The organism is Paenibacillus hunanensis (genome assembly GCF_034055775.1).
Classification (GTDB): domain Bacteria; phylum Bacillota; class Bacilli; order Paenibacillales; family Paenibacillaceae; genus Saccharibacillus; species Saccharibacillus hunanensis.
On the sequence record NZ_CP139194.1, the window covers coordinates 1,683,691 to 1,694,828 of the forward strand.

Sequence of the window (11,138 nt, forward strand, 5' to 3'; positions counted from 1 at the left end):
AAAATTTTATTGAATAGATTGGAAATCAATCATCCATTTATTTCACCTGATTCAGCCTATATATGGGGCAATTGCATCGATGCTTGCCTATATATAGGCTGAATTTCATATAGAAGTGAAGTGTTCTCATTCGCTGTTGTCCGTTTTCTATTATGGTTACGCATACAAAAGCTGGATAATTGGTTGCATTTTCGTTAAGATAACTGTGGAACATATCATTGTAACCAACTTCAATCGTGGGAGGAATGGGATTCATGAGTAAAGTCAGAGTAGCAGTAGTGGGATGCGGAAGTATTTCGGAGCGTCGCCACATTCCTGAATATGCAGCACATCCAGATGTAGAATTGGTAGCTTTTGCTGATCCAATTGTGGAGCGTGCAGAAGGCTATGCGAAATTGTACAATGCGAAAGCCTATAGCGATTATAAAGAGCTGCTTGCGGCTGGTGGGTTCGATGCTGTAAGCGTATGCACACCGAACGCGCTGCATGCAGAAGTATCGATTGCGGCTGCGAATGCAGGGGCACATGTACTGGTTGAGAAGCCGATGGCGGTATCGAATGAAGAAGCACTGGAGATGATCGCAGCAGCGGAGAAGAACAATGTGTTCTTGATGGTTGCGCATAATCAGCGTCTGATGCCTCCACATGTGAAAGCGAAGGAAATTTTGAAGCAGGGTCATCTGGGCCGTGTACTCACATTCCGTACAGCTTTTGGTCATAGTGGTCCAGAAGGCTGGAGTATTGATGGTAAAAATAGCTGGTTCTTCCGTAAAGGTGAAGCCGTTATGGGTGCGATGGGCGATCTCGGCGTACATAAGTCCGATATGATCCGCTGGCTGCTGGATGATGAAGTTGTTAGCGTAAGCGCATTTATTGGAACGCTTGACAAAAAAGATACAGATGTAGATGATAACGCAATCTGCTTGCTACGTATGGGCAGCGGTGCGATCGGCTCGCTCGTCGCTAGCTGGACATCTTATCGTGGTGAAGATAATGGTACTGTGCTCTGGTGCGAAAATGGCGTGATGAAGATCGGTACAGATCCAGTAGATCAGGTAATCGTGGAACTCACCAATGGCTCGATTGAGCGTTATCAAGTTGGTGCAATTGCAACGAACGATAAGCAGGTAACAAGTGGCGTAATGGACGAATTCATTAGCTGCATCCAGAACAATGTAGCACCGATCATTTCCGGTGAAGAAGGTCGTCGTTCGCTGGAGGTTATTCTGGCAGCATTCCGCTCACAAGAAGAAGGACGTACGATCGATCTGTAATAGGATAGTAGCTATAGTGTGCTGTATAGATAGCAGGTGTGAGGAAGAGGATAGAAAGGTAAGCTTAATCGAATAGGATATTATTTATCCGATTCCGATCCAAGCTGCTATTCTATGATTTATTCCATCTTCAGCCAGCAATCCAGCAGCGCATACCGATAAAAAGCCGACAGGAGCGTAATTCTGTCGGCTTTTGGTTATGGAGTTAGTTTTGGTTATGGTGTTAGATAGTTGCTTTTACGCTTGAGCATAGCTCTATTTATATGGACATGTCAGCAAATACACAGGTGTGTCTTTATATGACTATAGCTGTACATCAGCAGGAGGCTGTCATCCTTTAAGACTTATTAATCACTGGCGTACGGTACACGGTGCTCGCAGACTCCTCAGTAGCCAATCGATGACTGGCTACTTTATGATCGGCAGGCTCCAGTTTGTCCTGTCTCGTAGCTACTGCCTCTGCTGATAACTCTTCCTCACTCATCGCTCCGGACAGAACAGCCTTCATGCGATCGGTATCCAGCATGCCTTCCCATTTGGCGACGACAAAGGTTGCTACACAGTTACCCATTAAGTTCGTAAATACACGCATCGTATCCATAAAACGATCGGCTCCGAGCAGTAGTGCAACGACTGCAACCGGGAATGCATTGAGTGCCGCTGCGGTCGCGGATAGAGCGAGGAAGGCAGAACCAGGCACACCAGCCATCCCTTTCGAGCTAAGCATCAGTACAGCTAAAATTGTAATTTCCTGCATCAGGGTAAGCTCGATGCCAACCGCCTGTGCTAGAAATACGGTAGCCAGTGACAGATAGATCGAGGCACCGTCCAGATTGAAGGAATAGCCTGTCGGTACAACAAGTCCAACGACAGCGCGATTACAGCCCGCGCGAGTTAGCTTGTCCATCATTCTCGGCATAACGACCTCTGAGGAGGCTGTACCGATCGCTAGCATAATCTCCGAGCGAGTATAGCGTACGAATTGCAGCAGATTCATTCCGGTAATCCACCATGCCGCCAGTCCAAGACAGACGAGGAAGACGAGTGCAGATACATAGCACGCGATAATGAGCATTCCATACGAAGCCAATGTTGATGCGCCATAAGCGCCTACCGTATAGGCAATCGCACCGAATGCACCGATTGGAGCCAGCTTCATAATATAGCCGATCACCTTGAAAATAAGCTCCATGATGTTATCGACGAGTGTCAGTACATTTTGCTTAACTGCTCCTTCGCTAGCCGCCAGCGCTGTACCGAACAGACAGGCAAGGAGAAGCACCTGCAACAGAGCATTTTGAGCAAAAGCATCGACCGCGCTTGTTGGGATAATATTCATAATAAAATCTACGGTATGCGGCAATTCCGCCCCACCTGTTTTCGCAGCAATAGCATTAGGATCGAGCGTAGCTGCATTAATATCCATACCTGCACCCGGACGCATCCAGCGTGCAGCGACCAACCCAAGCACAAGAGCAACCGTCGTTGCAATTTCAAACCAGAGAATCGCTTTAAGCCCGATTCGACCTACTGCCTTCAGATCGCCTGCTTTGGCGATACCAGCGACTACAACAACGAAGATAAGCGGAGCGATTAGCATTTTGATCAGCTTAATAAAGCCGGTTCCGAGTGGCTGGAGCATTTCGCCAAAGTTAGGCCAGACGATCCCTACCCCAATACCAATAATAACCGCCACCACAATTTGAAAAAACAACGACTTGAAAAATGACATAATCAACCTCCTCCATAATGGTCATACGTAAATGTCAGTTATGAACATAAAGCCTGCTATAGTTGCCTGGTTATATAGGTAGACTGTGGATGCTGATAAAATAGAATAGGATGACAGCATAGCTATCAAAATCACGATCTATAGGCTACAATCTCTACGCAATCCACAGTATTTTTAGAATCCTTTCTATTTTATTCACTGCTCAGGTTAGGTTTTATATACATTGGCTTTCTGTCAAAACCTTATGTAGCTTTTTATAACATGATCATAGTTCGCATAACAGCAGATTTGATATCTTTTAATCCCATGCACAATCCATATTGCGAAAATTGAATCTGAAAACAAAAAAATAACGAACAACATGTAAAATTAATTTACAAATTGTTCGTTATTAATTGAACGAGACTATATATTTTTATAATGAAAGGAAGAAGTAAACTGCAAAATCTATAATCTATTGATTAATGCTCACATCCTGTGTTATTTTAAAAAAGTAAAATAATCTAAATATTGATCTACAGACAAGGAGAATGTTCATTATGGCACGTACACAAACACAAAAAGCCGTGCGCAAAGCACAACGCAGCGGCAATCTGGCACCTGATTTTGGTCGCAAAACAAATGAAGCCTATGGAGCGATATCCCAGCATACACGCATCAAGCCAGGCAAGCAGGAAAAATTACAAAAGCTCAAGCACAAGAAGCAGATCCTACGAGATGATGCTTCTTTTTTATGCTGTAGAATGAGTGCGTGTAGAATCAGTGCTTAATCAAAGTTACGAATCCCTTTTGTACATAACCCTGCAACGAGCAATAGCATACCGATAATCGAAAACAAAGCAATCGTCCATATTCCACCCCTATAATCAGCAAGCCAGCCAACGAGCAGATAACCGAGTGGCAATAATGCATACGAGCCGAGTAAGTCCAGACTGGATACACGTCCAAAGCTTTCAATCGGAACTAGCTCCTGTAGACTCGTCTCCCAGATCAGCGCAAACATCATCATGCCGAATCCCTCCAGCACCATGACAAGCACCAGTCCGGGCGCCCACGAAACGATCGAGAGAAGTAGTAGCGCCACACCACTCAATATTGCCCCACCATACCCGAGCCAGCCACGATGACGCCAGTGACTGCGGGAGCCGAACAGTAATGCAGCCAGCACGGCACCAACTCCTGTACCTGCCATTGCTAATCCGTACACAACCGGAGAAAAGCCGTAATGAATTTTGAACAGCCACGGCACGAGTATGGCGATAATCCCTTGAAAGCAAATATTAAGGAGCGAGAAGATGACAATCGTAATCCATAGCCACGGATGCGATTTTAAAATGCGAAACCCTTCCAGCAGATCGGACATCATCGAGCTTTTTGTCATTTTATCCTGTGTAAGGGTCTGCTGTTTGGTATGCTTACGAGAGGAAACGTAGAATCTGCCGAGCCCAATAAAACAGGCTAAGGAGATCAGATACGTGAGTGAATCAAGTGCAAATCCGCTTCCTGGCGATGTGAACGTCACGATAAGTCCACCTATGGCTGGGCCGAGTAAGCGAACCGCCTGAATGCTCATCTGACTGAGCGCATTGGCTGCATTTCGAATATCTGGCGTGAAGATTTCGGCGCGTAGGGCAGAATAAGCTGGAACGAAAATACCATCCATTAATCCATACAGAGCAAGCCCCACATACAAGACGGGCAAGGACAATTGATCTATAAACACTAGCACCGCAGCGGTCAGCATGATCAGAAAACGAGTCGCATTCGTTAACCAGATTAAGCGCAGCCGATCCGTACGATCTACAATCCAGCCGGATACAGGTAAAATGAGCACATTGGGCAACATATAGATCGTCATAGCCAATCCCATCATTGTGGACGAACCCGTCAGATTATAAATGACAATCGGCAAAATAATCATCGTAACCGAGCTGCCCAGCATCGCAATCCATTGACCTAGCCACAGATACGTGAACGCTCTGGATTGACGAATCGGAGAAAGTAGCTTGGCCAGCGCGGAGCTGGCAGTAGCTTCAGGTGGTGTAGAGATGTAGCTATCGTTTTGCATGATACCTCCTTATGATACCTGTTGTAGTATGGATGGTGGATGGAGAAAAACGAGTATGGAGCGGAAGAAGCGAACAATCCATATAGAACGATCCATATGAAGTTTTGTTCGCAGCTACAGCTCCACTTCAAGCTAAATATCCAACTAAACAATAAAGCTGTGGTCAAACTCATAGTAGGTAGTTCTGGTTACTGCTTATTATGTACTCCATGCAGTGTACCCCGACTGTTCGATTCAGACAATCCCTTACATAAAAAAAGCTCCTCTCACAGGAAAGTGAAGGGAGCTTCAGGTGCAATACGTAGTCGGAGCAGAGCAATGATTTCAAATGATGCGTTAAATAGAATGGGATGCGCTAATTAAGAACAGATACTTTTAGTTGAGAAGCAGCCATACGGTGTGTATTTTGACTACAACGACGGTATCGATGGTGAGTGCAGATCAATAAACACTGAACATGACAGGCAAGTGAATACTGGAACAGCATAAAAAGTATAGCCCATGATCCACTCGTATGCTTGTATCTGACATTTAGCCGATCGAGCTTAAACCCATAGCTTGTAAGTATGAGAGTGTAATCAACCTTTTTGTACTTCGGTTGCAGGTAGCTCAGGTGCAGTATGACGCTGTAAGTAGCGATCAAATACAAATGGACCGAAAGGCAGCAGTGAAGCGATAAACGCTAGAACAGATTGCTTGAATGTGATTTTGCGCAGGATCAGTGTAACAGCGATCGCAGCGACATAAGCGACAAATAGGATACCGTGAATCATCCCTACGTATGTAACCATTAGCGGCTGCTTAGCCAGATACTTGAGTGGCATTGCAACTAGCACGAGAAGCAGATACGAGATCGCTTCTACATGACCAACCGTGCGAAGCGTTTTGAGCATATTTCCCATGTGGAGACTCCTTTTTCCATCTGTATGAGTAAGCACAGATTTGATGTACACATTTTAACTGGCTATAGTTGTTTAATAATTGTATATGAGTGCGTACATTCTCGTCTGGCTTGCAGGAGACAGATGGCTGAATATAGTAGATTAATTGCAATTTGAATAATTTAAATATAGCGTAAATTCACATCCGATAGGTAGGCTTAAAGTTACAATATTTTGAACCTGTAAGCGATTATATTTAGTGATATAAGGTTGTTAAAAGAATTTAATGAAACAGATATGACATTATTAAAATATCGAATGTGTCGCTTCTGTAATGGTGATGATCTAGTTGAACAGGTTTAAGCAGTGTCTCAATTTCCTGTATGTGTAGTGTAATGCATCGAGTATACTTTTTCGAGATACGAGATACGAGATACGAGATACGAGATACGAGATACGAGATACGAGATACGAGATACGAGATACGAGATACGAGATACGAAGCATAAAACCATTATAAGAATTTGTTGAAAATAACAAGATAAAAAAGCCTGATGCTCCGTTGCTAACCTCACAACGTAAGCATCAGGCTTTTGAAAATACGATATTGATCATGAGTTTTCACTACTGGCAGGCTATGATACAATTCGCCAGGCATGTTAAACAATAGACATGCTAACGAAGAAAAATAAGCAGACATGCATAACGTGACTGTAATCGCACAGTCAACATCATAAAAAAGCACGAGGCATCATTTGCTTCATTAACTATGTTCCGATAATTACGTCTTCAATAATTATCTTTCAATGACTATCCTTTGATAGCCATCCTTTAAAAAATCTTCTTAATACTTCGCGTTAGGCACCTTCACATCCGGATCAAGATCCGCTTCGTAATCGACACCATCGGTTTCAAAGCCGAATAGCTGGAAGAACTCTTTGCGATAGCCTTCCAGATCAGTCAGCTCGTATACATTATCAGTAGTGAGTTGATTCCAGATTGTAGATACCTCGGACTGTACATCATCGCGCATTTCCCAATCATCCAGACGCAGGCGATCTTTCTCGTCAACTGGAGTGTCCCCTCCATTGTACAGACGATCCGCGAACATACGGTACATCTGCTCAATACAGCCTTCATGGATGCCTTTTTCTTTCATTACCTTATACAATGCGGACATGTAAAGAGGAACAACTGGAATAGCGGAGCTAGACTGGGTTACCAGTGCTTTACATACGGCTACATACGCTTGGCCGCCTTTGGAGCCCAGCTCTTCGTTCATCTGACGAGCGGTTGCTTCCAGATGATCCTTTGCCTGACCGATTGAGCCTTGACGGTAGATGGCCTGTGTAATATTCGAGCCAATATAGGAGAAGGCTACAGTTACAACATCATCTGTCAGCACATCCCCAGCGCTCAGCGCATCGATCCACGATTTCCAATCGTCGCCGCCCATCACACGTACGGTTGCTTCGATCTCTTCTGGCGTTGCTGGCTCGATGCTGATCTCGCTCACTTCACCAGTATGGAAGTTAACGGTTTTATTCGTGTATGTTTCACCGATCGGCTTGAGTGTGGAAGTGTACGTTTCGCCTGTATTTGGATCGGTACGACGCGGTGCAGCTACACTGTAGATGACCATATCAACTTTACCAAACTCTTTGCGGATCGCTTCAACGGTATCTGCTTTCAGCTCGTTCGTAAATGCATCACCGATCACGCTAAATGATTTTAAGCCAGCTTCCTGTGCAGCCTGTTCAAAAGCAGCAGAGTTATACCAGCCAGCCGAAGCCGTGCGACCTTTGACAGAACCGCCATCACGGTATACACCAATCGTGTTTGCACCTGCACCAAATGCTGCCACAATACGTGCAGATAGTCCGTAGCCAGTCGAAGCGCCGATCACGAGCACATTACGCGGGCCTTTTACCGCAGGCTTTGATTTTACATATTCGATCTGCTCCTGTACCTGACGTGCACAGCCAGCAGGATGAGCAGTCGTACAAATAAAACCACGCGTTCTCGGTTTAATAATCATGAGTATAATTCCTCGCTTTCGTATATATAGGGATATTAAAGTCATTGTTATGCATACTCGCCTATTGTAGCATTTTTTCGGTCATATAGCACCTGGTACCAAATGGAGAAGAATGGAGGTAGGAGAATCTGTTGGTGAATAAGAATTGGCACGATATATGCGGATGTGAAGGGTGGATGAGGCAGGTCATTCTTTATGTAGATCCACGATCATGTCCAAATTTTGAAAAATTGAGAAATAGCGTTTAAAATGTAGATAGGTTGGTTAACTATATATCGGAAATATTAATTTTGCAAAATATAATGAATTTATTATTAGATAGGCTTGCAATATTCTTTAATTAGTTGTATATTAGATTCATAAGGTTACGAAGTGGTTATAAGTTACCTATGGAAAGTTAATTACGTTTTAAAAAATATAAAAAATTGAAGAGGAGCCATTACTCATGAACACAAAATTCAGTAAAATCCTGATGTCCGCTACTTTAGCCGCTACACTGGGTGCAGTTGCCATTGCCCCAATCGGAGGTAGCCACGCATACGCTGCAACTGACGATCAATCGAACCATGACAAACGTAAAGACAAAGAAGAGCGTATTGCTGATAACGCAGCATTCCTGGCTGCACAAGAAGCTCAATTCCAAGCACTGTTTGGTACACAGGAAGATAACAGCAGCACAACAACACAGGAGCCTGCCAACTCCCAAGCACCTGCTACTGATGCAACAAACAAAACAATTACTGTTGTTGTTCCACAAGGTGCCAGCCTGACTGATCTTGCTGCTCAATATGGTGTAACTGTAGACGAGCTGGTTGCTGCCAACAACCTGCTGCCTGCTGGATTCCAACTGACTGTTCCACAAAAATAAGAACGTTTTGCTAGACAATGATCACTAAATACTATTTAGTGCATAAAGCTTATCTATAAAAGATTCCCCACTTGTATCGATAAGCCAGCTACATCCTTGATTGGATGCAGCACCGTTTGTACAGATTCTGTGTATACTCCTGTGTCGGAGAACTCATCCCCTTGTTTCTTCTGGAGCGCAGGAGTATCACAGAATTGCAATGATTCAATGAAAAGTTCCCCTTTTCAATGTTGAAATCGGCCAAAAACCCCTTGTCCGCTGCATCTGCCAAATGCAGCCGGGCAGTTCACATAAAAAGCTGACGTCCTCCCCTGAACGTCAGCTTTTTTTGCGTGTATAAAATTAAATAAATAGGGTGTTCCGCAGCATGGAGTTGCCAAGCTGCAATAGTACAATTGAGTCAAGTCATACAATTACATTCCACTACACTCCATGCAGGCGATAATGGATTTTGTACAAGCAGCTCATCGTGTAACTGATCTAACTCCCTGGGGTTTGGTTTAACGAACCAGATAGGAAGTAGTCAATGGTACGAATAATACCGAGCCTGGATCATATTCTGTGCTTTCTACAAAGACAGCCTTAACGCCTTTGACATCAACATCAACACCGGTCATGCCTTGATCAGCTGTCAGAGATAAAGTTTTGAGTACAGTGCGATCGCCGTCATAGATCGTAATTTTCTGATTACCGCTTAGCAGAGCCATCTCAAGATGGAGCGTGCTGTATTTGTTGTCTGTCATGACCTGGAAGTCACGGAAGGATTCCGGCTTATCGTTAATATAAACCTCTTTGTAGTCTTTACCTTTGTAGACGGTTTTGGCAGGATCTTTGGTACGCAGTGAAGAGCTTTCCATTGCAGTAGAGCCAAGCTGGCTTAATGTTGGTTTACTGGACGAAGGTGTTGTCGTTGAACCGCCACCAGTACTGCCACCTGATGTGCTACCGCTACCGATGCTGATCGATGAGTTAGCGCTATCATAATTGACCGGAATATCCATCAATTGACCAACGGCGCGAACCGGCAGGTAGGTTGTACCGTTGTACGTAATAGGCAGAACCTTTTTACCATTCGCATCGGTAAGCTGAGCGGATGTACCATTCACGGTAAAAGAAAGTGCACTGTTGAGATATGCGCGAATCGGCTGGAGGCTAGTTGCCGCGATTGCGCCTGTTCCAATCCCCAACGTCAGTGTAGCCGTAATAAGTAATGCGGTGCCTTTTTTAATCATTATTATTCCTCCTTAACAAGTTGAATTCAGACTTCACTGCAACCATGTAGAAAGAGTGCAAAAGAGCGACACGCAACGAGATCGGGGAGTGTATACTGCGCGATAGTGGAAGTATGTTGTTAGGTGTATGTAAAAAGCAGTAAGTCGGATACTTTATATTTACATAGGCTTGTAAACATTGTCAATTACTGATAGCAAGGCTCACATGAGGCTAGATTAGGTATCAGCATTTCCATGATGTTATATGAGTCGGTTATTGGGGCGATAAGAGTGTACTATTTTTATGGAAGGAAAATATCTAGAAATGTATCGATACAGGTGCAAGAAAACGTAAGAAAAGTTCTAAGAAATATCTAAAAAAGTTATATCTGTACATGTACATACCTCATAGGAATAATTACCGCTTATACGGGTACATCTAAAGAAATTACAATGAACGACAATTATCATTAAAACAAAATAAAACAACGGAGGCGCTACATCTAGCGGTCTCCGTTGTTGATAGTATAGATCAGATCGATGCCAATCCGTTTTTGGTATCGTTTAATGCTGAGAAGGCGTATCCTTTTTCAAGCCTTTGCCAAGCCCCTTCATAAAGCGCAGACCAAATCCGAGCGCGCGCTGGATGTCAGGGTCCTTGAGTGCACTGAGCATCGTCATTAAGCCGATCTTTTCCGTTTGTGGACGAGCGGCTTCCTGTAGTCCTGACTGTACACTGTTCATGAGCTGGGCGGTCTGTGCAGGATCAACAGCAGTTAATGCACCTGCTGCTGCCATCCCGTTATTGATCAAGTTCGTAATTTCTTTACGTGATACCTGACCAAGTACGATTTCGGCAATTTCAGCTTTAGCTTTGAGCATCGATTCAGCGGCTTCCAGCATGCCGCTGCTTTCTAGCTCACGTAAAATGGACAACGAGCGCTCCAATGCTGCATTGGACGCAGCCAGCTCCTTTTGCAACTGTTCAATTGTCTGTTGCTGTTGCTCCTGCTCAGTTAGCGTCTTCTTGCGAATTGCTGTAATGGGTGCAGCCATGTGCAATGCT

General features: G+C 44.2%; 9 protein-coding genes. 3 read left to right on the top strand and 6 right to left on the bottom strand.

The genetic code is table 11. The annotated features are described in order from the left end of the window. Window positions 1-254: 254 nt before the first annotated feature. Complete coding sequence (locus tag SK066_RS06810; protein WP_188776211.1) at window positions 255-1,274, top strand: Gfo/Idh/MocA family protein; 1,020 nt, start codon at window positions 255-257, stop codon at window positions 1,272-1,274. 337 nt (window positions 1,275-1,611) lie between these two features. Here SK066_RS06810 and dctA read toward each other — a convergent pair whose 3' ends face one another. Further along, complete coding sequence (gene dctA / locus SK066_RS06815) at window positions 1,612-3,006, bottom strand: C4-dicarboxylate transporter DctA (RefSeq protein ID WP_320544114.1); 1,395 nt, start codon at window positions 3,004-3,006, stop codon at window positions 1,612-1,614. A gap of 539 nt (window positions 3,007-3,545) precedes the next feature. Between dctA and SK066_RS06820 the strand changes: the two genes are divergently transcribed. Continuing rightward, window positions 3,546-3,776 carry a hypothetical protein gene (locus tag SK066_RS06820; RefSeq protein WP_320544115.1) on the top strand — a complete coding sequence of 77 codons (231 nt, stop codon included), beginning with the start codon at window positions 3,546-3,548 and terminating at the stop codon, window positions 3,774-3,776. Here the strand turns inward: SK066_RS06820 and SK066_RS06825 are convergent. The 3 genes from SK066_RS06825 to fabV all read right to left on the bottom strand — a co-directional run bounded on the left by SK066_RS06825 (window position 3,773) and on the right by fabV (window position 7,993). Beyond that, a complete protein-coding gene (locus SK066_RS06825; RefSeq protein ID WP_320544116.1) occupies window positions 3,773-5,074 on the bottom strand; it encodes an MFS transporter in 1,302 nt (433 codons plus the stop codon). The genes SK066_RS06820 and SK066_RS06825 overlap by 4 nt on opposite strands. A gap of 578 nt (window positions 5,075-5,652) precedes the next feature. Beyond that, on the bottom strand, window positions 5,653-5,976 hold the full coding sequence (locus SK066_RS06830) for a DUF3817 domain-containing protein (protein ID WP_320544117.1): 324 nt from the start codon (window positions 5,974-5,976) through the stop codon (window positions 5,653-5,655). Window positions 5,977-6,799: 823 nt separating this feature from the next. Next, complete coding sequence (fabV, locus tag SK066_RS06835) at window positions 6,800-7,993, bottom strand: enoyl-ACP reductase FabV (protein ID WP_320544118.1); 1,194 nt, start codon at window positions 7,991-7,993, stop codon at window positions 6,800-6,802. A gap of 445 nt (window positions 7,994-8,438) precedes the next feature. Here fabV and SK066_RS06840 point away from each other — a divergent pair, with 445 nt between their 5' ends. Beyond that, entirely contained in the window at window positions 8,439-8,861 is a 423-nt protein-coding gene (locus SK066_RS06840; RefSeq protein ID WP_188776217.1) for a LysM peptidoglycan-binding domain-containing protein, read from the top strand. Window positions 8,862-9,361: 500 nt separating this feature from the next. Here SK066_RS06840 and SK066_RS06845 read toward each other — a convergent pair whose 3' ends face one another. After that, on the bottom strand, window positions 9,362-10,093 hold the full coding sequence (locus SK066_RS06845; RefSeq protein ID WP_320544119.1) for a hypothetical protein: 732 nt from the start codon (window positions 10,091-10,093) through the stop codon (window positions 9,362-9,364). 543 nt (window positions 10,094-10,636) lie between these two features. Further along, window positions 10,637-11,128 carry a helical membrane plugin domain-containing protein gene (locus tag SK066_RS06850; RefSeq protein WP_320544120.1) on the bottom strand — a complete coding sequence of 164 codons (492 nt, stop codon included), beginning with the start codon at window positions 11,126-11,128 and terminating at the stop codon, window positions 10,637-10,639. Window positions 11,129-11,138 lie beyond the last annotated feature (10 nt).

Excerpts from the sequence above, each read along its gene's own strand:
- SK066_RS06810 (WP_188776211.1), top strand. The coding sequence starts at position 255 with ATGAGTAAAGTCAGAGTAGCAGTAGTGGGATGCGGAAGTATTTCGGAG.
- dctA (WP_320544114.1), bottom strand. The coding sequence starts at position 3,006 with ATGTCATTTTTCAAGTCGTTGTTTTTTCAAATTGTGGTGGCGGTTATT.
- SK066_RS06820 (WP_320544115.1), top strand. The coding sequence starts at position 3,546 with ATGGCACGTACACAAACACAAAAAGCCGTGCGCAAAGCACAACGCAGC.
- SK066_RS06825 (WP_320544116.1), bottom strand. The coding sequence starts at position 5,074 with ATGCAAAACGATAGCTACATCTCTACACCACCTGAAGCTACTGCCAGC.
- SK066_RS06830 (WP_320544117.1), bottom strand. The coding sequence starts at position 5,976 with ATGGGAAATATGCTCAAAACGCTTCGCACGGTTGGTCATGTAGAAGCG.
- fabV (WP_320544118.1), bottom strand. The coding sequence starts at position 7,993 with ATGATTATTAAACCGAGAACGCGTGGTTTTATTTGTACGACTGCTCAT.
- SK066_RS06840 (WP_188776217.1), top strand. The coding sequence starts at position 8,439 with ATGAACACAAAATTCAGTAAAATCCTGATGTCCGCTACTTTAGCCGCT.
- SK066_RS06845 (WP_320544119.1), bottom strand. The coding sequence starts at position 10,093 with ATGATTAAAAAAGGCACCGCATTACTTATTACGGCTACACTGACGTTG.
- SK066_RS06850 (WP_320544120.1), bottom strand. The coding sequence starts at position 11,128 with ATGGCTGCACCCATTACAGCAATTCGCAAGAAGACGCTAACTGAGCAG.